Raw genomic sequence first — 21224 nt, 5'->3', positions numbered from 1 at the left:
AGGCTGCGGGCCCGTGCGCCGGTCTGCGGCCGGACATCAGACTGTCACCAGTGGAAGGAGCGCCTCGAGCATTTTGGGACCGACGCCGTCCACAGCGTCGAGTTCTTCGACGGCGGCAAAGGGACCATGTTCTTCACGCCAGGCCACGATGCGCTCGGCCAGGACCGGGCCCACCCTGGGCAACTCGTCGAGCTCCGCCGCCGACGCAGTGTTGATGTTGATCCTGGCACCTACCATGCCACCGGCACCCGCCCCGCCGCCCGACGGACTGCCGGAGGCAGTAGTTCCACCGGAGCCGGGCGTTGCGGTTTCTTCGCCCTTCAAGGGAACCTGGATTTTGGCGCCGTCCTGGACCACGGCGGCAAGGTTCAGGCTGTCCAGGGACGACCCCGCGACAGCCCCTCCCGCCGCGTCGATTGCCTCGAAAACCCGGGACCCCACGGGCAGGCTGACGATGCCCGGCTTCCTCACGGCACCTGCCACGTGGACCACCATGCGGGCGCCCCCGGAGCCACCGGAACCGGGTTCAGCTCCTGACGGAACCGGACCCGAGACGTCCGCGGGAGTCCCGTCCGCCGGCTGAAGTTGCTCCGCAGGCGGCCGCCCGGCCCACGCCTGCCAGCCAATCCAGAAGGCCAGCAACAGCGCCGGAACCAGGAGCAAGGCCGGGACCCGCCAGGGCACCCGCCACCTGACGCGGGCGCTCCGGCCGCTTTGCGCGCTTTCACAGTCAATGTCCTGCAGCGCGGAGGTTTCCCCGCCCGGGAGGAGAAGGTCCTCCCCCGGCCCGGAAGACGTCCCCGATTCCGCGACGCCCAAACGGGATGTCAGCCGGCGCCTGGCTGCGCGCGCGGCATCGCCGGCTAACGGGTCCTGGTTCCGGCGCGGCATGAATCCGAGCCTAGGTTCCGCCGGGCTGTGCTGCCGCCGCCTGCGGGCGCTATGTGGAAAGCCGCGCCGGCGCAGGGCCTGTGGAGGAACGGAGTTATTGCCCCGGGAGTGCCGCTCCGGGCGTGCTGCTTTCGCCGACAATCACGGCGAGGACACCGAGGCCGGCGTGGGCGCCGAGCACCGCTGGCAGGGCACTGAGCTGGGCCTTGGGAGTACCGGGGCACCGGGCCGCGAGCCGCCCGGCCAGCCCTTCCGCCTCCGCGAGGTTCCCGAAATGGTGGACGGCGAGCCTGGCTTCGCCAAGCGGACGGGCGGCGACGTCGGCGGCCACGATCTCCTCGAGCCGGGCGACCGCCTTCGCGGCGGAGCGGACCTTTTCGAGCGGCACGATCCGGCCGCCGTCGACCGCCAGGATCGGTTTGATGGCGAGCATGGTGCCCAACAGGGAGGCCGCGGCGCCGATCCGCCCGCCGCGGCGCAGCTGCTCAAGGCTCGGCACATAAAAGTAGACCTTGGTGCGGCGGAGCCGTTCCTCCGCGAAGGCGCGCACTTCCTCGGCGGTCCGGCCGTCCGCCGCGGCCAGGAGCGCGCTTTGCACGCCCATCCCCTGGGCCATGCCAACGGTGCGGGAATCGAGGACTTCCACCGGGATTGGAACCCGGCCGGCGGCCAGCGTGGCGGCCTCGACCGTTCCGGAGAGCTCGGCAGAAATATGGATGGACACCACCGATTCGAATCCGCGCGCCGCCGCGGCCAGGTACGCCTGCTCAAATTGGCCGGGCGACGGCCGGGATGTCTTCACGGCCGAGCCCGAGGCCAGCGCCAGGGCCAGGGTGGTGGTGATGTCATCTTCGCCTTCGCCGAAGATTTCCTCGCCCACCATCACGGGCATCGGAACCACGGCCAGCCGGCCGTCGTCGACAAAGGCCTTCACCCAGTCTGCCGGCAGCGCCGCCGCGGAATCGGTCACGACGGCGGTGCGTACGACGGCGGGCGCCGCACCGGGGGCGCGTGCCGGCGTCGTGGACGGGCGCAGCCGCGAGAGCCGCTGTTTCAGCCACAGCCATGCAGGCGGTTCACGGTCCGGCAAAGGGCACCTCCTGGACTGGTCACTGCCGGGTGCGGCGAGGTCGCTGATGCACAAGGCCGCCGGCCGGGAGCCGGCGGCCTTCCCGGCTAGGCAGGGACGATGTTCACCAGTTTGGGGGCCCGCACGATCACCGTGCGGATGCCACGCCCATCGAGTGCACGTTGCACGTTGTCGCTGGCCAGAGCCAGTTCGCGCAGCGCATCTTCGGCGATGTCCGGCGCGACCTCGAGGCGGTCGCGGACCTTGCCCTGCACCTGGACCACGGCCGTGACGGTTTCCTGGACCAGGAGCGAGTCGTCGTGGACCGGCCAACCGGCGTTCGCCACAGAGGCCGGGTGGCCCAACTGGTTCCAGAGGTCCTCGGCCGTGTACGGGGCGAAGAGGCTCAGGATCACAGCGACAGCCTCGGCGGCTTCGCGGACGGCAGGGTCTGCTCCGCCGGCGCCGGAGGCTGAATCTATGGTTTTGCGGGTGGCGTTCACCAGCTCCATCAGCTTGGCCACGACGACGTTGAACTTGTTGTTGTCCAGCAGTACCGCCGCCTCGGCGATGGTACGGTGCGTGACGGTGCGCAGGGCGCGGTCGCCGCCGGAGAAGTCGACGCCAGGCGCGCTGCTGACGTCCTGGCCGAGCCGCCAGGCGCGGGCCAGGAACTTCGCCGAGCCGGCCGGCGAAACATCCGCCCAGTCGACGTCGTCCTCCGGTGGGGAGGCGAACACCATGGTCAGGCGCACGGCGTCCACGCCGAACTTGTCCAGTTGCTCGCCCAGGTCCACGCCGTTGCCCAGCGACTTGCTCATGGCCTTGCCGCCGTTAAGCACCTGGCCCTGGTTCAGGAGGGCGCTGAACGGTTCGTCCGCGTCCAGCAGGCCCATGTCGTGCACTACCTTCGTGAAGAAACGCGCGTAGAGCAGGTGCAGGATGGCATGCTCGACGCCGCCCACGTACTGGCCGACAGGCATCCACTCATTGATCTTCGCCGGGTCGAAGGGGCCGTCGGTGTAATGCGGAGAGACGAAGCGCAGGAAGTACCAAGAGGAGTCCACGAAGGTGTCCATGGTGTCCGTGTCGCGCTGCGCGGCCCGGCCGCAGTTGGGGCATTCCACATTGACCCATTCCGCAGCGGCGGCCAGCGGGGAGGTGCCCTTCGGGGCGAGGGCTTCTCCGCGCAGGTCCTGCGGCAGCGTGACGGGCAGCTGGTCATCGGGGACCGGAACCTCCCCGCATTCGGCGCAATGGATGATCGGGATCGGGGTGCCCCAGAAACGCTGGCGGCTCAGCAGCCAGTCGCGCAGGCGGAAGTTCACGAACTTCTCGCCCGTGCCGAGCTTCTCGAGGATCTCGATGGCGGCCGGGATGGCCTCGGCCTTGGACAGTCCGTCCAACTCGCCGGAGTTCTTCAGGGTGCCTTCACCGGAGGTGGCGACGCCGCTTTCCGCGGGGTCCTCGGCGCCGGTCTCCAGGACAGCCCGGACCGGCAGCCCGAAGGCCTTCGCGAAGTCGAGGTCGCGCTGGTCGTGCGCCGGAACTGCCATGATGGCGCCGGTGCCGTAGTCCGCGAGGACGTAGTCGGCGGCCCAGACGGGCAGCTTTTCGCCGTTGAGCGGGTTGATGGCGTAACGGCCGGTGAACACACCGGTCTTCTCGCGTTCGGTGGACTGGCGCTCGATTTCGGAGAGGGCCTTGACCTTCTCGCGGTAGGCCATGAGTTCGTCATGCTGTTCCGGGGTGACCAGGTCCAGGGCAAGGTGGGCGTCGGCGGCGACGACGAAGAAGGTTGCCCCGTACAGGGTGTCCGGGCGGGTGGTGAAGACCGTCACTTCCTTCTCGGGACGGCGTCCGGCAGCTTCAATGACGAAACGGACGTGGGCGCCCTCGGAGCGGCCGATCCAGTTCCGCTGCATGGCCAGGACCCGCTCGGGCCAGTGCCCCTGCAGCTCGGACATGTCATCGAGCAGGCGGTCGGCGTATTCGGTGATCTTGAAGTACCACTGGTTCAGGGACTTCTTGGTGACCGGAGTGCCGCAACGTTCACAGGCGCCGTTGACGACCTGCTCGTTCGCCAGCACGGTCAGGTCCTTCGGGCACCAGTTGACCGGGGAATCCTTGCGGTAGGCCAGGCCGCGCTCGTAGAAGCGCTTGAACAGCCACTGGGTCCAGCGGTAGTACTCCGGGTCCGAAGTGTGCAGGCGGCGGGACCAGTCGGCGGAGATCGCGTACCGCTTGAACGACGCCGCCTGGGTGTCGATGTTGGTGTAGGTCCACTCGCTGGGGTGGGCGTTGCGCTTGATGGCGGCATTTTCGGCGGGCAGGCCGAAGGAGTCCCAGCCGATCGGGTGCAGGACGTCATAACCCTTCTGGCGCAGGTAGCGCGCGACGACGTCGCCCATGGCGAACGCTTCGGCGTGGCCCATGTGCAGGTCGCCGGAGGGGTACGGGAACATGTCCAGCACGTAGCGACGCTCGCGGGAGCCGTCGTCCAAGGGGGTGAAGACCTTGAGGTCCTCCCACACCTGGGGCCACTTGGCCTCCATCGCTGCGAAGCTGTACACACCCTCCTCGGGGGTGTTCGCCGTTCCTGCCTGTGCTCCGGTTTCGGTCTCCGGGTGAACGCTCACTGCTGCCCTCTTCTGTTCTTCCTTGGCGGTATGGCCTCCTGCTGCAGCCCCGGCACCTGCCCGGACACACAAAAGCCCCTCGACAAGGAGGGGCGGCCGCTCGGTAGTTCCGGTACCGGGCGGCTAGCTAAGCAGAAGGATCGCACGCATGCCCCTACTCTAGCGCACCAAATGCACGGAGCCCGGCCCGGCTGGCGCAGAGCGCCTGCATTCCACGCAGCGATGGCGGGGCAAGAGCGGGCACACACCACGTAAGTACACGGCCGGTCCAAAAACGAGTACCGGATTTCATTGCCAACTTGCAGAAAGGAGTCCAATATGATACCGAGCCTGGGGGGAATGACAAAAGGTCTCACGATTTGGAGACTGAAATGCGCCTTTTGTCTGCTCGTTTCCCCAACGCCTGCGGGAACAGGAGAGCCGTCCCCCGCCCCGCCCGCAGCGAACAGTCCAGGCGTTAGCGATGTTCGGGTGGATTACGCGGTTCAGCCTGCAATTCCGGATCCTCGTGCTCGCTATTGCTGCCGGCACTATCGCCTTCGGAATCGTCAACATTCCCCGTATGGCCGTCGATGGCCTCCCGGAGTTCGCTCCCGCCCACGTTGAGATCCAGACCGAGGCGCTGGGGCTGTCCGCGGCCGAGGTAGAGCAGCTCATCACCACTCCCATGGAGGCGGACCTGCTCAACGGCGTCCCTTGGCTGGAAGAAATCCGGTCCAAGTCCGTCCCGGGCCTGTCCTCCATCGAACTCGTCTTCCGTCAAGGCACCGACTTGATGCGTGCCCGGCAGATGGTTGCCGAGCGCATGACCCAGGCGCACGCCCTGCCCAATGTGTCGTCGCCGCCGCTGATCATGCAGCCGTTGTCTTCAACCAGCCGGCTGCTCATGGTGCGAATGTCATCCAAGCAGCTGACCGGCATCGATATGTCCGTACTTGCACGGTGGAAGATCAAGCCTCGGCTCATCGGGGTCCCGGGTGTCGCCAACGTGTCCATCTGGGGCCAGCGCGAACAACAGCTCCAGGTGGAGGTCAATCCCAACACGCTGCGGGACAAAGGCGTGACCCTGGAGCAGATCATCCAGTCCACAGGCAACGCCGTGTGGGTTTCGCCGCTCAGCTTCCTGGAGGCGTCTACACCTGGCACCGGCGGTTTCATCGAGTCGTCCAACCAGCGCCTCGGCATTCAGCACGTCCTGCCGATCAGGAATCCACAGGAGCTGGCCCAGATCCACGTGGAGGATTCCAACCCCTCCCTTGTGCTGGGTGACGTGGCCACCCTGAAGGAAGACCACCAGCCCCTCATTGGCGATGCCATCGTCGGGCAGGATCCAGGACTCCTTCTCGTCATCGAAAAGTTCCCTTCCGCCAACACCCTCCAGGTAACCAAAGCAGTCGAATCTGCCCTCAAGGACCTCGAACCGGGCCTCACAGGCGTGGACATCGACACTTCGGTGTTCCGGCCGGCCTCGGCCCTGCAGGAAACCGTCGATCGCCTGGGCATCGCCCTGCTCATCAGCCTGATCCTTCTTGTGGCCCTGTTCTGGTTCCTCTTCAGGTCGTGGCGTGCCGCCCTGGTCGCCTTCGTGGCGCTGTCGACGTCAGTCACTGCGGCTGTGCTGGTCCTGGAACTGCAGGGAAGCACCCTGAACATCAGTGTCCTGGTGGGAATCCTCCTGGCGGTGACACTGATTGTGGGTGACGTGGTTGAGGACATCCATGCCCAGCTCCGCGGCTCCCCGCTGCCCGATGGAAGGCAACAGAACGGCGACTTCAAGTCGTATGTGAGTGCCGCCGTCCGGTGGGTACGCGTACCACTGCTGCTCGTGTCCCTCGCCGTCGTCCTGGCCCTGGTGCCCACCCTCTTCAGCACCGGAATCGACGCGGCCTTCTTCCGTCCCCTCGTCTGGTCGATGGCCCTGGCACTGCTGGCGGCGTTCGTCGTCGGAATCAGCGTCACGCCCGTGATGGCTCACCTGCTGCTGAAGCGCGACGCCGTCCGCAGGCATGAATCGAACCGCTTCCGGAAAGCCCGGAGCTACTATGGCCTGGCCCTGGACAGAGGACGCCGCAGGCTCCCCCTCGGCGCTGCGGCCGTCGCCGTCGTCGGACTCGCCGGCCTGCTGGCCGCGTCGCAACTGCCCGGCAACCGCGCGGTAGTGCCCACGCTGCCCGATCGCACGATCCTGATCCAATGGGACGCGATGGCCGGAACGTCCACGTCCGAAGTCAGCAGGATCGCGGCGAGGGCAGCGGACGAACTGCGTACCGTCTCCGGCGTGTCCGGCGTCGGAGGCCACGTTGGCCGTGCCATCACCTCCGACCAAGTGGTCGGCAACAGCTCGGCCGAGCTGTGGGTTTCGGTCGCGCAGAACGCCGACTACTCCCGGGTTGAAAGCGCAGTCCAGGAGATCGTGGACGGCTACCCCGGAATCGCCCACAACCTTGTGAGCTACTCACAGCAGCAAATCGGTGCCACACGCGACGCAATTCAGCCCGGCTTCGCTGTGCGGGTCTACGGCACGGACTCCGACATCCTGGCGCAGAAAGCCGAGGAGGTCCGCAAGGCCCTGACGGGCATACAAGGACTCAACTCTCCGCGCCTGAACTCCACCACGAAGCTTCCTGTGCTGGAGGTCGAAGTTGACCTCAAGGCGGCCCAGACAGCGGGCATCAAGCCCGGCGACGCAAGGCGCGCAGCCGCAACCCTGATGCAGGGCATCGTTGTCGGCAACCTCTTCGAGCAGCAAAAGGTCTTCGAAGTGGTTGTTCGCGGAACCGCTGACGTCCGTGACGACGTGACGAGCCTGCGTGAGCTTCTCCTGGATACTCCAAGCGGCGGCCACGTGAAGCTCGGTGACGTTGCCAAGGTGCGACTCGCAGCGAACGAAACCGTCATCAACCACCACGCCACGAGCCGGTACCTCGACATCGTCGGCGAAGTCAGCGGCCGCCCGTTGGCCGACGTCGAACGCGACATTCAAGCCGCGATCAACACCGTGCAGTTCCCACTGGAGTACCACGCCGAGATCCCGACAAAGTACGCCGACCAGCAGAACGCCGACATGCTCGTACTCGCTATTGGCGGAGCGGCCCTCATCGGTGTGCTGATTCTGCTGCAGACCGCCGTCCGCAGCTGGAAGACAGCCGTGGCCGCGTTCCTTGGCCTCCCCGCGGCACTCTCCGGTGGTTTCCTGGCGGCCTTCCTCGCCGGCCCGTCCGTCTCCTGGATCAGCTTGACGGCGCTGGCTGTACTGCTCGGCGTTGCCGTCCGCAACATAGCTGTCTTCGCCGCAACCTGTGACCGAGGCTGGCGGGAGCACCCCGGCGCCTCCCGGGCCACAGTGGTTCTGGCAGCCGCGAAGGAACGCGTGGCTCCAGTGCTGAAGGCAGCGGCCATCACCGCCGTAGTCCTCATCCCGCTCTCGCTGCTCGGCGGAGCGGCAGGCTCAGGTGCCTTGGCGCCGATGGCCATCATCATCGTCTGTGGTCTGGTGACCACGACACTTTTCGCACTCCTGGTCGTTCCCCTGGTGCTGCTGTGGTTCGGTCCCGAACACGGCCCGGAGGACTGGGAAGCGATCTACCGTGTGGATGTCCCTGTGACACAGGAAAAGGTGGAAGCAAGATGACACGTCGTCCTTCAACCGGCCGCCAAGCGGCGGCCGGCGTGGCCAGTTCGCTCTGGCTGGTTCTCGGCTTGTTCTTCGTGTCGGGCTGCGGCCAAGCTTCGGTGGCGGCCTCCTCGAGCTCTTCGCAGGCCGAGCAGGCTGCCAAAGTCGAGAAGAACGCCACGACCGGGATTGCCAGGATCACGCTCTCGGAGAAGGCCATCGCCCGACTGGACCTCAAGACCACACCTGTCCGGTCCGGGACGGCAGGCGCCGCGCTGAGATTGCCGTATGACGCGCTGCTCTACGATGCCAAAGGCGCCACCTGGGTCTACACCAACCCTGAGCCGCGCGTGTACCAGCGGCAGGCGGTCACGGTGACCCGCATTGATGACGGCACGGTCTTCGCTTCCGCGGGCCCGCCCGCAGGCACCCTGGTGGTGACCAGAGCAGCGGCCGAGCTCTTCGGCGCCGAATTCGACACGGCCCACTGACATGCGCCGCATTGTTGCCGCCAGCCTGAGGTTCCGCTCGATCATCCTGGCGCTCGCAGCGGTGCTCATGGTGGTGGGCGGCGCCCAGCTGAGCACGGCATCCGTCGACGTGTTCCCGGAATTCGCCCCGCCAAAGGTCGAGGTGCAGACGGCTTGCCTCGGCCTGACGGCCTCTGAGGTCGAACAGCTCGTCACCGTGCCGCTCGAAGAAGCGTTCAACGGCGTCGAAGGGTTGGCTGAACTGCGGTCAAAGTCCGTCTCCCAGCTGTCCTCGATCGTCCTGCTGTTCAAGCCGGGCACGGACCAGCTGACCGCCAGGCAGCTCGTTTCGGAGAGGATGGCGACGGTCATTCCGACGCTGCCGACCTGGGCCGCGCCGCCGCTGATGCTTCAGCCGCTCTCCTCAACGAGCCGCGTGATGAAGATCGGGCTGTCATCGGACACACGCTCGCTCATTGAAATGTCCATGATCTCCTACTGGAACATCCGGGCGCACCTGCTTCGCGTGCCCGGCGTGGCAAACGTGGCGATCTGGGGCGAACGGCTCCAGATGCTCCAAGTCCAGGCAGATCCGGCACGGATGCAGGCCCACAATGTGAGCCTGGAGTCGGTCATGACGGCGACATCGGAAGCCCTCGACTCCGGCTTGCTCAAGTACACCCCGGGTTCCCTCTTTGGAACCGGCGGCGCCATGGAGACTCCCAACCAGAGCCTCGGCATACGGCACGTCCAAGCCATCACCACTCCTGCGGACCTGGCCCAGGTCACCGTGGAGGAACGGCCGGAAGGCGCCCTGAAGCTGGGTGACGTGGCCGACGTCGTCGAAGACCACCAGCAGCTGATTGGCGACGCGGTGATCGACGGCGGACCCGGCCTGATGCTGATCGTGGAAAAGCTCCCCTGGGGCAACACCCTGGAAGTTACCAAGGGCGTTGAGGAAGCACTCAAGCAGCTCCAGCCCGGGCTGACGGACATCAAGGTGGACACCACCATTTTCCGGCCAGCCACCTTCATCGAGGAATCCATCCACAACCTCAGCCTGGCGCTCCTCTTCGGCTGCCTCCTGGTCATCCTGGTGCTGAGCCTCTTCCTGTTCCAGTGGCGCACGGCCTTCGTCAGCGTCGTGGCAATACCCTTGTCCCTCGTGGCTGCCGGGCTTGTGCTCTACTGGACCGGAGGCACGGTCAACACGATGGTGCTTGCCGGGCTGGTGATCGCCGTCGGCGTCGTTGTCGACGACGCCATCATCGACGTCGAAAACATCGTGCGGCGGTTGCGCAAGCACCGGGCCCAGGGCGACGGCTCCGGCACCGCACGGGTGGTGGTCAACGCCTCCATCGAAGTCCGCGGACCCATCGTCTACGCGACGCTCATCATCATCGCAGCAACGGTCCCGATCTTCTTCCTGGACGGCCTGACCGGCGCCTTCTTCCGGCCGTTGGCGATCTCCTACACGCTGGCGGTGCTCGCATCGATGGTCGTTGCCCTCACGGTGACGCCGGCTCTTGCGTACATCTTCCTGCGCAACGCCCCGCTGGAGGACAAAGATCCCCCGGTGGTCCGGGTGCTGAAGCGCTGGTACCACAAGGCGCTTCAGCCCGCTGTCAAGCACCCGGTTCCGGGCTATGCCGCTGTGGGTGTGCTGGCCATCGCCGGGATCGTCACGGCGCCATTGCTGGGCCAGTCCTTGCTTCCGGACTTCAAGGAGCGTGACTTCCTGATGCACTGGGTTACGCAGCCGGGCACGTCCAATGCAGAGGAAGTCAGGGTCAGCCAGGCCGCCTGCAACGAGCTCATGACCATTCCCGGGGTGCGCAACTGCGGCTCCCATATCGGCCAGGCGTTCGCCGCCGACGAAGTGGTGGGCGTGAACTTCGGTGAGAACTGGATCAGCGTGGATCCGGCAGTGGACTACGGCGCGACGCTCGCCTCGATCCAGCAGGTCGTGGAGGGCTACCCGGGCATTCACCGCGACGTGCAGACCTACCTCAAGGAACGCATCCGTGAAGTCCTGACGGGCACCGGCTACGCCGTCGTCGTCCGGGTCTATGGCGACGACTTGACGGAGCTAAGGACCCAGGCAGACAAGGTCAAGGAAGTGCTGGCGGGCATACCGGGCGCGATCGGCGCCAAGGTGTCCCTGCAAGTGAACGTGCCGCAGATCGACGTGCAAGTGGACTTGGCCAAGGCTCGGCAGTACGGCCTCAAGCCCGGTGACGTCCGGCGGGCGGCGGCAACGCTGATCTCGGGGGAGGAAGCCGGCGACATCTTCCACGACAACAAGGCCTACGACGTGCAGGTCTGGAGCCCTCCCGCCACCCGCACCAGCGTGAGCAGCGTCGAAAGCCTCCTGATCGACACACCCTCCGGCAAGAGGATTCGCATCGGTGATGTCGCCTCGGTCCAGGTCAAGCCGACTCCGAACGTCATTGAGCGGAACGGGGGCTCGCGCGAGCTCGATGTCAGCGCCAACGTCAAGGAAGGCGACCTGGCCGCCGTCGTCGACAAGCTCAAGGCCGGGCTGGCGACGATCCAATTCCCCACCGGATACAACGCGGTCGTGCTCGGCGAGTACGTCGAGCGCCAAGCCGCAACGCAGCGGCTGCTGCTCTTCGCCGCTGGCGCTGTGGTCATGATCTACCTGCTCCTGCAGGCCGCATTCCGCAGCTGGCGGCTGGCCACGCTCATCATGCTGACGCTCCCGATTGCGCTGGTGGGAGGTGTCCTTGCAGCCTTCCTGGGCGGCGGCATCCTCTCCCTGGGCTCGCTGGTGGGCTTCCTCACCGTGATGGGTATCGCTGCCCGCAACGGCATCCTGCTGGTCAACCACTGCCAACACCTGGAACAGTACGAGGGCGAGGAGTTCGGCCCCTCCCTGGTGCTGCGCGGCGCGGCGGAAAGGCTCTCGCCCATCCTGATGACCACGCTGGCGACAGGCCTTGCCCTGGTTCCCCTGGTGGTCCTGGGGAATCTCCCCGGCCACGAAATCGAGTACCCGATGGCCATTGTGATCCTGGGTGGGTTGGCCTCGTCGACCCTCGTCAACCTGTTCATCGTCCCCTCCCTGTACCTGCGCTTTGCCAAGTCGCGGCGAACCGGAAAGGGCCGCCGGGGCGCACAGCCCGTGCCGGTCCCGGCCGGGTAGCCACGCGCGGCACCGCACCATCGAAAGGAAGCCCATGTTCCCTCGGTTCCGCCGAAGCACAGCAGGCACGTCGGCCCTGCTGCTGCTTGCGGCCACGCTGTCCGTCGCATCCGCGGCCACCGCTGCGGCGACCCCGGCGCCCGACGAATTGTGCGGACCCGGGTCCGCCATCCACTACAACGCAAGCGACTTCACCCAGCCCACGAAGATCAGCAACAAATGGCTGCCGTTGAAGCCAGGAATGCAGTACACCACCACCGGGACGGTCACCTCCGAGGACGGCGTCCACGCGCACTCCGTCGTCCACACCGTCACCGGACTGAGCAAGGTGATCGACGGAGTCACGACCCGTGTCCTGTGGGACCGCGACTACCAGGACGGCCAGCTGCAGGAATCCGAACTGGCGTTCTTCGCCCAGAGCCGGCAGGGCGCGGTGTGGCTCTTCGGCGAGTACCCCGAAGAGTATGAGAACGGCACACTCGTCGGCGCCCCGAGCACCTTCATCCACGGCCTTGCGAAGGCGCAGGCCGGCACCGCCATGCCGGCCAGGCCGTCCCTGACCGCGCCCGACCATGTCCAGGCGTACGCGCCCAAGGTCGATTTCCTGGATTGCGGCAGCGTCTTCCAGAAACACCAGCGCGTCTGCGTCCCCACCGGCTGCTACGACGACGTCCTCGTCATCGACGAATACAACCCCCTTGAACCGCCCGACGCCGGACACCAACGGAAGTTCTATTCGGCCGGTACCGGCCTGGTCAAGGTGACGGCAGTTGGCGGCCCGGACCAGGAATTCATGGACCTTGTCAGCATCCGGACTTTGACCGCGGCCCAGTTGGACCAGGTCAATGCCCAGGCTCTGGAGATTGACGCGCGCGGCTACAAGGTCAGCAGGAGCGTCTACGCCAAGACCGCGCCGGCCACGGTCGGGCCGTGAGCCGGACCGGACCGTGAACCCATCTGCACGGTGAAGGCCGGGGCGGCATCTGCCACCCCGGCCTTCACTTACTCAGCGGGCCTGCATCAGCGGGCTTGCGTCAAGGCGTCCCGCCTCAGCGGACGTCCTCGTCCACCCAGTCCATGGACTTGGTGACCGCCTTCTTCCAGAGGCGCAGCTGCCGCTCCTGCTCCTCCACGGGAAGCTGCGGCTCCCAGCGCTTGTCCTCGCCCCAGTTCGCGGACAGCTCCCCCAGGTCCTTCCAGAAGCCGACGGCGAGGCCCGCCGCGTAGGCCGCGCCCAGGGCCGTGGTTTCCACGACTTTCGGACGGACGACCGGAACGCCCAGGATGTCCGCCTGGAACTGCATGAGCGCCTCGTTGGCGACCATGCCGCCGTCGACCTTCAGCTCGGTGAGCGGAACGCCGGAGTCCGCGTTGACGGCGTCGAGAACTTCGCGGGTCTGGAAGGCGGTGGCCTCCAGTGCCGCACGGGCGATGTGTCCCTTGTTGGCGAAGCGTGTCAGGCCGACGATGGCACCGCGGGCGTCCGCGCGCCAGTACGGCGCGAACAGGCCGGAGAAGGCTGGGACGATATACACGCCGCCGTTGTCATTGACCGAGGCGGCGAGGGTCTCGACCTCCGGGGCCGTGGAAATCAGGCCCAGGTTGTCGCGCAGCCACTGGATCAGGGAGCCCGTGACGGCGATGGAGCCTTCCAAGGCGTAGTGCGGCTTGTCGTCGCCCAGCTTGTAGCCGAGCGTGGTCAGCAGCCCGTTCTTCGAGTGGACGATTTCCTCGCCCGTGTTGAAGATCAGGAAGCAGCCGGTGCCGTAGGTGTTCTTCGCCTCGCCGGGCTGGAAGGCGGCCTGGCCGAAGGTGGCCGCCTGCTGGTCGCCGAGGATGCCGGCAACCGGCACCTCCCGGAGCAGCTGGGAGCTGTGCACCTGGCCGTACACCTCGGAGGAGGAAAGGATGGCCGGCATCATGGAGGCCGGAACCCCGAAAGCGTCCAGGATCTCCTGGTCCCACTGCAGTGTTTCCAGGTCCATGAACATGGTGCGGGACGCGTTGGTGACGTCCGTGGCGTGGACGCCGCCGTCGGGGCCGCCGGTCAGGTTCCAGAGCACCCAGGCGTCAGTGTTGCCGAAGATCAGGTCCCCGGCTTCGGCCTTGGCGCGGGCGCCTTCGACGTTGTCCAGGATCCATTTGATCTTGGTGCCGGAGAAGTAGGTGGCCAAGGGCAGGCCCACCTTCTGCTTGAAGCGCTCCACTCCGCCGTCGGCGGCCAGTTCGTCCACGATCGGCTGCGTCCGGGTGTCCTGCCAGACGATCGCGTTGTAGACCGGCTCGCCGGTGTTCTTGTCCCAGACGACGGCGGTCTCGCGCTGGTTGGTGATGCCGACGGCGGCGATGTCGTGCCGGGTCAGGCTCGCCTTGGACAGCGCGGAACCGATGACCTCCCGCACGTTGTCCCAGATTTCGACCGGGTTGTGCTCCACCCAGCCGGCCTGCGGGAAGATCTGCTCATGCTCCATCTGGCCAGTTGAGACGATGTTGCCCGTGTGGTCGAACACGATGGCGCGCGAGCTGGTGGTGCCTTGGTCGATGGCGATTACGTACTGGTTCACGATGACGTCCTTGTCTTTCCGGTTCGGTTTTGTCTGGTGTGCTTGCAGGCTACTTGGCAGCGGTGGCAATGATGGGGACCCAGAGAGCCACGAGGCCGGCGAGGGTGCCGCCGATCAGCGGGCCCACCACGGGAACCCAGGAGTAGGCCCAGTCGCTGGAGCCTTTGCCCTTGATCGGCAGGATGGCGTGGGCGATGCGCGGGCCGAGGTCACGGGCCGGGTTGATGGCGTAACCGGTGGGGCCACCGAGCGAAACGCCGATGCCGACCACCAGGAGGGCCACGGCCAACGGACCCAGTCCGGAGGGGGTGCCGCCGAAGGTCAGGATGACGAAGACCAGCACGAAGGTGCCGATGATTTCGGTGACCAGGTTCCACGGCAGGGTGCGGATGGCGGGGCCGGTGGAGAAGACGCCGAGTTTGTTGGCGGCCACGGGTTCGGCGTCGAAGTGCTGCTTGTGGGCCAGCCAGCAGACCACAGCGCCGAGGAAGGCGCCGAGCAGTTCGCCGCCGAAGTACGTCAGGGTGGATGCGAAGTCCACGGCGACGCCCGGGGCGTATTCGGCCTTGCCGTTCACCAGGAGGCCGAGGGTGACGGCAGGGTTCAGGTGGGCACCGGACTTGGCGGCAACGAAAACGCCCGCGAACACGGCGATGCCCCACCCCCAGGTGACCATCAGGAACCCGCCGCTGTTGCCCTTCGTTCCCTTCAGGGCCACGTTGGCCACGACGCCGCAGCCAAGCAGGGTCAGCATCGCTGTGCCGAAGACTTCGGACAGGAAAACAATTCCAAGAGACATCTTTGACTCCTCATTTTCAGTTGTTGCGGCCCCGCGGGTTCTGCGGGCCGCAGCATTTCTCTCATACCGGCCGGAGGGGTGGAACCGGCCGGTGGCGGGGGTGTCCGTGAAGCACGGGCTCCCCCGCCCGGATTCCCGCACCGGGTGGGCGGAAACCGCTTTCCACGCGCGGTGTCAGGACACGAGGCTGTGTACCGTGACCCGGTGGAAGCGCTGGAGCACGTCCTGGGCGTGCTTGATCTCACTGGCCTTGCGGCGGCCGTCCCAGCCCAGCGGTCCCGCCAGGACCTCGGCCACTTCGTTGAGCAGTTCCCCGGTGACGAGTCCGCGGAAGGCCAGGGAGGTGCGCCGGATGAGCACGTCCACGAGGTGGCCGATCTGCTCGTGCCCGGCCATGAACTCCAGTTCCCGCACGCTCAATTCGTGGGTGGAGCGCAGCAATTCGTCGTGGCCGGCCTTCAGGTAGCGAAGGACCTCTTCAGCCCGGGTGCCGTAGCGGGCCAGCAGCCCGGCCACCCGCTCAGCACCGAAACCGGGAGACATGTGGCGTTTGATCCAGTCCTGCACGCCTTCCTCGCTCGAGGGGAAGCCGGCGCCGCCGCCGATGGCGAGTTTCGCCGTCGAGACCTTGCGTTCCACCTTCAGTTCGGCGAGCACCTCGTTGCTGAGGTGCTCGGCCAAGGCCCGGAAGGTGGTCCACTTGCCGCCCACCAGGGAGAGGACGACGGCGGACCCCTCCCCGCCGGGGACGCTCCGCTCGATCCGGTAGTCGCGGGAGACGAAACCCGGCTGGGTGTCGTCGTGGCGGGGCAGCGGCCGGACGCCGGAGAAGCTGTAGACAATCTGGCGCCGGTCGACCGTGATGGCCGGGAACACCTTGCCCACCAGTTCGAAGAAGTAATCGATCTCCTGCTCGGTGCAGACGGCGTCCTCGGCCATGTCCGCGTAGACGTCGGTGGTTCCCACCAGGACCCGGTCGCCCATCGGGTAGATCAGCACGATCCGGCCGTCCGTGTGCTCGAAGAAGATTTCCCGGCCGCCGCACGCGGCCAGGAGCTCCGGGTGGTCCAGCACGATGTGCGAGCCCTTCGTGCCGCCCATGAAGGTGCTGGGCTGGCCGAGGGCGTTGTTCGTCAGGTCCACCCAGGCACCGGTGGTGTTGACGATGACGTCGGCACTGAAGGTGAATTCCTCGCCGGTGAGTTCGTCGCGCAGCCGGGCTTCGCCGTCGGCCATGGACACCAGCGAGACGTAGTTGCTGGCCCGGGCGGAGCCGCCGTCGAAGGCGCTGCCGGCTCCGGCCTTCACGCCGTCCTGCAGCACATCCAAGGTGAGCCGCTCCGGGTTGTGGACCGAGGCGTCGAAGTAGGTGGCGGTGTACTTGACCGCAGGGTCCAGGGCCGGCAATTCGGCCAGCGCGGCATCCCGGCCGCGGAACTGGTGCCGCGGGACACTGCCGCCGTCGCGGGAGAAGGAGTCGTACAGGCTCAGGCCGAGCTTGATGAGGAACGCGCCGCGCTCCTTCGGCTTGCCCTGCTTGTGGGTCAGGAAGCGCATCGGGGCGGACAGGACGCCGGAGAAGGTGCTGAAGATCGGGATGGTGGTCTGCAGCGGCTTGACGTAGTGCGGGGCGATCTTCAGCAGGCGGTTGCGTTCGACGACCGACTCGCGCACCAGCCGGAACTCGCCGTTCTCGAGGTAGCGGATACCGCCGTGGATCATGTGCGAGGAGGCGCCGCTGGCGCCCTGGCAGAAGTCGCCGCGTTCAACGAGGGCAACGTCCACGCCTTGCAGGGCCAGGTCGCGGAAGGTGCCGACGCCGTTGATGCCGCCGCCGATAATCAGGACCCGGGCGTGGGGACGGGCGCGCAACGCTGCTGCCGAGGCCCGCTCGCCTGCTGCGGAAGGGGTGTTCGTGGTGTGTCCCAAAACTGCTCTCCTGGGGCTTGGGGTTGTGCGCCGCATCACGCCGGGCGCATCTTGCACACCCATTCTTTGGAATGATGGAAAATGAAATCAAGCTATTTGCACGAACGTGCAGAATGGAGTTGGGATGCCACGGTCACGACACTCTGACGCCCTCAGGGCGGCCCAGATGTACTATCTTCAGGACCTCACGATGGACGCAATTGCACGGGAGCTGCGGACCTCCCGCTCCACCGTTTCGCGGCTGCTGTCCTCTGCCCGCGACACCGGGCTGGTACAGATCCAGATCCGCAGCCCCCTGGACACAGCCCCGCAACTGGAGCGGCTGATCCGCGAGCAATACAACGTGGATGTCCACGTGGTCCCCGTGCTGGACACCCTGAACGAGGCGGAAACCCTGGACCGGGTGGCGATGCAGGCCGCCCGCACCATCGGCCCGCTGGTCGATTCGAACGCGATCATCGGCGTCGCCTGGGGCGCGACCATCAGCGCCGTGAGCCGGCACCTGACCCGCAAGATCACGCACGACAGCATCGTGGTCCAGCTCAACGGGGCCGGAAACATGCAGACCACCGGCATCACCTACGCCAGCGACATCATGCGCCGCTTCGGCATCGCCTACGGCGCCCGGGTGGAACAATTCCCCGTGCCCGCGTTCTTCGACCATGCCTCCACCAAGACCGCAATGTGGAAGGAGCGCAGTGTGCGGCGGGTGCTGGACCTCCAGGACCGGATGAGCATCGCGATCTTCGGTGTGGGTTCCGTCGATTCCTCCTATCCGAGCCATGTGTACGCCGGCGGCTACCTGGACGAGGACGATCTCAAGCTGCTCGCCGGTTCGGACGTGGTGGGCGACGTCGCCACCGTGTTCTTCCGCGCCGACGGGTCCTCGGACGGAATCACCCTGAACGAAAGGAGCACCGGGCCGAGCCACGAGCAACTGCGCCAGGTACGGCGCCGGATCTGCGTCGTCTCCGGCGCGTCCAAGATCGACGGGCTGCGCGGGGCGCTCGCGGCGCGGCTCGCCACCGAACTCATCGTGGACGAGGCAACGGCGCGGCGCCTGGTGAGCTTCGGTGGCTCCGCGTGAGCCCGGTGGATAGGTAGAGTCTTTGCTATGAAACCCTCGCCCCGCCTCAGCCTCAACAACGGCGTCCTGATCGACCAGTTGGGGTTCGGTCTGTACAAGGTCCCCCCGGCGGACGCCGCGGGGCTGGTGTCCACCGCCATCGCCACCGGATACCGCCACTTTGACACGGCCGCCATGTACGGCAACGAGACCGGCGTGGGCAAGGGAATCGGCCGGGCGCTCGCCCCGACGGACGGCTTTGAAGACACTGGCGGATCCGGTGAAGAGTTCCACTCGCTCACCCGCAACGACATCTTCGTTACCACCAAGCTGTGGAACGACGACCAAGGCTACGACTCCACTCTGCGCGCCTTCGACGAGTCGATGACACGGCTGGGCCTGGACCACGTGGACCTCTACCTGATCCACTGGCCGTGCCCCGAGCGGGGACTGTTCCAGGAAAGCTACAAGGCCATGGAAACCCTCTACCGTGAGGGCCGCGTCCGGGCGATCGGCGTCTCCAACTTCCAGCCCGCGCACCTGGAGACCCTCATGTCGTCCGCGGAAGTGGTGCCGGCGGTCAACCAGATCGAACTCCACCCGTGGCTGCAGCAGGGCAAGCTCCGGGCCTTGCACGAGCAGCTCGGCATCCGCACCGAGGCCTGGAGCCCGCTCGGCCGCGGCCACGTGCTGACCGACCCGGCCATCCTGGCGCTCGCCGAAAAGCACGGCAGGACGCCGGCCCAAATCGTGATCCGCTGGCACCTGCAACTGGGCAACATCGTCATCCCCAAGGCGAGTTCCGGTGCCCGCATCGAGGAAAACTTCAGGGTGTTCGACTTCGAACTGCCGGCCGAGGACATGGACGGCCTGGCCTCCCTTGAACGCCACCACCGCACGGGTTCGCACCCGGACAACGTCAACTAAGAGCGCCGCCCATAAAGAGCGCTGCCAACTGGACCCCAGCCGATTTAGGACCCTACGCATGGAACAACTGGACACCGGCCGCTCCGGCCCCGCACCGGACCCGCAGGCGGCGTTCTTCAGCCCGTCCCTGGCCGGGCGGACCCGCGCCTCGGACCTGGAGCTCGACGGCGGCACAGTCGCCTACTGGTCCTACGAACCGGTCAACGCCACACCCGCCACCCGCACCATCCTGGTGATCCACGGATTCCGCGGCGACCACCACGGACTGCTCCGGGTGGTCGACATGCTGCCGGAAATGCGCGTCATTGTTCCCGATCTGCCCGGGTTCGGCAGTTCCGACGCCTTTGTCCGGGACGAGCACACCGTGGAGCGCTACGGAAAGTTCATCTCCGAGTTCATGGCCGCGCTCGGCCTCGGCCGCGACACTATGCTGCTGGGGCATTCCTTCGGCTCCATCATCGCGAGCCATTTCGTCGCCGCTCACCCCGGCACGGTCACGCCCCTTGTGCTGATCAACCCCATCGCCTCCCCCGCGTTGGAAGGCCCCAAGGGCCTCATGACCAAGCTCGCCGTGTTCTACTACCAGCTGTCGGCGAGGCTGCCGCGGCGGCTGGGCCTGGCGCTGCTGCGGAACCGGCTGATCGTACGCGTCATGAGCGAAACCATGGCCAAGACGCGCGACAAGCCGTTGCGCGGATTCGTGCACGCCCAGCACGATGCGTACTTCTCCGCCTTCGCGGACCGGAACAGCCTGCTCGAATCCTTCAAGGCCTCGGTGTCCAGCCACGTCGCCGAGGCAGCGCCCCGGCTGCAGCTGCCGGTCCTGCTCATCGCCGGCGAAAAAGACGAGATCGCCACCCTGCCGGACCAGCACAAACTGCTGGAAAACCTGCCGGACGGCCGGCTCGTGGTGATTCCCGGCGTCGGACACCTGATCCATTACGAGACGCCGGAACCCGCTGCAGCCGCCATCCGCACCTTCCTGGAGGAACATCCCGCGTGAAAATCGTCATCGACGCCCGTTTTACCCGGACCGACCACCACGACGGGATCAGCCGCTACGGCTCAAGCCTCATCGCAGCCACCGCGAAGATCGCCGACGTGACGATGCTGATCAGCGACACGCGCCAGCTCGCCCTGCTGCCGGACGTGCCCCATGCGCTCGTCAACAGCCCGCTCTCGCCGCTGGAACTCTTCGTGGCCCGGGAGGTCAATAAGCTCGGCGCCGACGTAGTGGTCTGCCCCATGCAGACCATGGGTACCCTGGGCCGCAAATACGGCCTCGTCCTGACCCTGCACGACCTCATCTACTATGAGCACCCCGCCCCACCGGGCTTCCTGCCCGCGCCCGTGCGGCTGCTGTGGCGGCTTTACCACAAGGCCTTCTGGCCGCAGCGGCTCCTGCTGAACAGGGCCGACGTCGTGGCCACCATCAGCCACACCACCGAAGCCCTCATCGCCAAGTACCGCCTGACGAGGCGGCCGGTGCGGATCGTCGGGAACGCACCGCAGCCGGGACAGCAGCCACGGAACCCCGAGGGCGGCGCCGACAAGTCCCTGCTCTACATGGGCTCGTTCATGCCGTACAAGAACGTGGAAACCATGATCCGCGGCATGGCCGGCCTGCCCGGGTTCACCCTGCACCTGCTCAGCCGTATCACCCCGCAGCGCCGGGCCGAGCTGGAGGCCCTGGTGCCCGCCGGCGCGGACGTCCGCTTCCACAATGGCGTGACGGACGAGGAGTACAGCGCCCTGCTGGCCAAGGCGACCGCCCTGGTGAGTCTGTCCCGCGCCGAGGGCTACGGGCTTCCCCTGGTCGAGGCCATGGCCTTGGGCACCCCCGTGATCGCCAGCGACATCCCGATCTTCCGGGAGGTGGGAGCCGACGCCGCCAGCTATGTGGACCCGGACTCGCCCGCCGCGTTCACGTCCGCGGTGCAGGAACTGCAGGACGGGCAGTTCTGGCAGAAGCGATCCCGCCGTTCGGTGGAGCGGGCTGCAGACTTCAGCTGGGAGGATTCGGCCCGGCAGCTGCTCGCGGTGGCGGAAGAAGTCGTGGCCCTGCGGGGCCGGAAACGGCGCTGACGGAAA

Annotated in this window: 14 protein-coding genes; 8 read left to right on the top strand and 6 right to left on the bottom strand. The window is 66.7% G+C overall.

The genetic code is table 11. From position 1 onward, the window contains the following. Positions 1 to 36: 36 nt before the first annotated feature. The 3 genes from DWV11_RS19680 to leuS form a co-directional block, all read right to left on the bottom strand. The gene (locus DWV11_RS19680) at positions 37 to 684 is read right to left on the bottom strand and encodes a ComEA family DNA-binding protein (RefSeq protein WP_245953811.1); all 648 of its coding nucleotides are present in this window, start codon (positions 682 to 684) and stop codon (positions 37 to 39) included. Between the two features lie 301 nt (positions 685 to 985). Then, positions 986 to 1981 (bottom strand): DegV family protein, encoded by a 996-nt coding sequence (locus DWV11_RS19675; RefSeq protein ID WP_210725800.1) that lies wholly within the window; start codon positions 1979 to 1981, stop codon positions 986 to 988. An 86-nt stretch (positions 1982 to 2067) separates the two neighbouring features. Continuing rightward, the gene (leuS, locus tag DWV11_RS19670; protein WP_115790581.1) at positions 2068 to 4599 is read right to left on the bottom strand and encodes a leucine--tRNA ligase; all 2532 of its coding nucleotides are present in this window, start codon (positions 4597 to 4599) and stop codon (positions 2068 to 2070) included. 463 nt (positions 4600 to 5062) lie between these two features. On the opposite strand from leuS, the gene DWV11_RS19665 reads away from it, so the two are divergent. The 4 genes from DWV11_RS19665 to DWV11_RS19650 are packed head-to-tail and all read left to right on the top strand — an operon-like array spanning position 5063 to position 12782. Further along, positions 5063 to 8230, top strand: a complete 3168-nt coding sequence (locus DWV11_RS19665) for an efflux RND transporter permease subunit (protein WP_115790580.1) — start codon at positions 5063 to 5065, stop codon at positions 8228 to 8230. Beyond that, a complete protein-coding gene (locus tag DWV11_RS19660) occupies positions 8227 to 8703 on the top strand; it encodes an efflux RND transporter periplasmic adaptor subunit (RefSeq protein WP_115790579.1) in 477 nt (158 codons plus the stop codon). The genes DWV11_RS19665 and DWV11_RS19660 overlap by 4 nt, the downstream gene beginning before the upstream one ends. Position 8704: 1 nt before the next feature. Continuing rightward, the gene (locus DWV11_RS19655; protein ID WP_115790578.1) at positions 8705 to 11848 is read left to right on the top strand and encodes an efflux RND transporter permease subunit; all 3144 of its coding nucleotides are present in this window, start codon (positions 8705 to 8707) and stop codon (positions 11846 to 11848) included. A 34-nt stretch (positions 11849 to 11882) separates the two neighbouring features. Continuing rightward, positions 11883 to 12782, top strand: coding sequence for a hypothetical protein (locus DWV11_RS19650; RefSeq protein WP_115790577.1), 900 nt, complete (start codon positions 11883 to 11885; stop codon positions 12780 to 12782). A gap of 115 nt (positions 12783 to 12897) precedes the next feature. On the opposite strand, the gene glpK is transcribed toward DWV11_RS19650, so the two are convergent. The 3 genes from glpK to DWV11_RS19635 form a co-directional block, all read right to left on the bottom strand. Continuing rightward, positions 12898 to 14412 (bottom strand): glycerol kinase GlpK, encoded by a 1515-nt coding sequence (gene glpK / locus DWV11_RS19645; RefSeq protein ID WP_115790576.1) that lies wholly within the window; start codon positions 14410 to 14412, stop codon positions 12898 to 12900. Between the two features lie 49 nt (positions 14413 to 14461). Beyond that, positions 14462 to 15211, bottom strand: coding sequence for an MIP/aquaporin family protein (locus DWV11_RS19640; protein WP_115790575.1), 750 nt, complete (start codon positions 15209 to 15211; stop codon positions 14462 to 14464). 174 nt (positions 15212 to 15385) lie between these two features. After that, positions 15386 to 17176: a glycerol-3-phosphate dehydrogenase/oxidase gene (locus DWV11_RS19635; RefSeq protein WP_115790574.1), complete on the bottom strand. Its 1791-nt coding sequence runs from the start codon at positions 17174 to 17176 to the stop codon at positions 15386 to 15388. Between the two features lie 88 nt (positions 17177 to 17264). Between DWV11_RS19635 and DWV11_RS19630 the strand changes: the two genes are divergently transcribed. From DWV11_RS19630 to DWV11_RS19615, 4 genes are read left to right on the top strand one after another with little or no spacing between them, the layout of a single operon-like run. Further along, entirely contained in the window at positions 17265 to 18227 is a 963-nt protein-coding gene (locus DWV11_RS19630) for a sugar-binding transcriptional regulator (protein WP_115790573.1), read from the top strand. A gap of 27 nt (positions 18228 to 18254) precedes the next feature. Continuing rightward, positions 18255 to 19133 (top strand): aldo/keto reductase, encoded by an 879-nt coding sequence (locus tag DWV11_RS19625; protein WP_115790572.1) that lies wholly within the window; start codon positions 18255 to 18257, stop codon positions 19131 to 19133. Between the two features lie 58 nt (positions 19134 to 19191). Then, entirely contained in the window at positions 19192 to 20136 is a 945-nt protein-coding gene (locus DWV11_RS19620) for an alpha/beta fold hydrolase (protein WP_115790571.1), read from the top strand. Continuing rightward, positions 20133 to 21218, top strand: a complete 1086-nt coding sequence (locus DWV11_RS19615) for a glycosyltransferase family 4 protein (RefSeq protein ID WP_115790570.1) — start codon at positions 20133 to 20135, stop codon at positions 21216 to 21218. The genes DWV11_RS19620 and DWV11_RS19615 overlap by 4 nt, the downstream gene beginning before the upstream one ends. Positions 21219 to 21224 lie beyond the last annotated feature (6 nt).

Origin of the sequence: Arthrobacter silvisoli, assembly GCF_003369445.1 — a bacterium.
GTDB lineage: Bacteria > Actinomycetota > Actinomycetes > Actinomycetales > Micrococcaceae > Arthrobacter > Arthrobacter silvisoli.
This window is presented reverse-complemented; position numbering and strand designations above follow the sequence as displayed.

What these genes read in the sequence shown, in the direction of transcription:
- DWV11_RS19665 (WP_115790580.1), top strand. Translation starts at nt 5,063, where the DNA reads ATGTTCGGGTGGATTACGCGGTTCAGCCTGCAATTCCGGATCCTCGTG.
- DWV11_RS19660 (WP_115790579.1), top strand. Translation starts at nt 8,227, where the DNA reads ATGACACGTCGTCCTTCAACCGGCCGCCAAGCGGCGGCCGGCGTGGCC.
- DWV11_RS19655 (WP_115790578.1), top strand. Translation starts at nt 8,705, where the DNA reads ATGCGCCGCATTGTTGCCGCCAGCCTGAGGTTCCGCTCGATCATCCTG.
- DWV11_RS19650 (WP_115790577.1), top strand. Translation starts at nt 11,883, where the DNA reads ATGTTCCCTCGGTTCCGCCGAAGCACAGCAGGCACGTCGGCCCTGCTG.
- DWV11_RS19640 (WP_115790575.1), bottom strand. Translation starts at nt 15,211, where the DNA reads ATGTCTCTTGGAATTGTTTTCCTGTCCGAAGTCTTCGGCACAGCGATG.
- DWV11_RS19635 (WP_115790574.1), bottom strand. Translation starts at nt 17,176, where the DNA reads ATGCGGCGCACAACCCCAAGCCCCAGGAGAGCAGTTTTGGGACACACC.
- DWV11_RS19630 (WP_115790573.1), top strand. Translation starts at nt 17,265, where the DNA reads ATGCCACGGTCACGACACTCTGACGCCCTCAGGGCGGCCCAGATGTAC.
- DWV11_RS19625 (WP_115790572.1), top strand. Translation starts at nt 18,255, where the DNA reads ATGAAACCCTCGCCCCGCCTCAGCCTCAACAACGGCGTCCTGATCGAC.
- DWV11_RS19620 (WP_115790571.1), top strand. Translation starts at nt 19,192, where the DNA reads ATGGAACAACTGGACACCGGCCGCTCCGGCCCCGCACCGGACCCGCAG.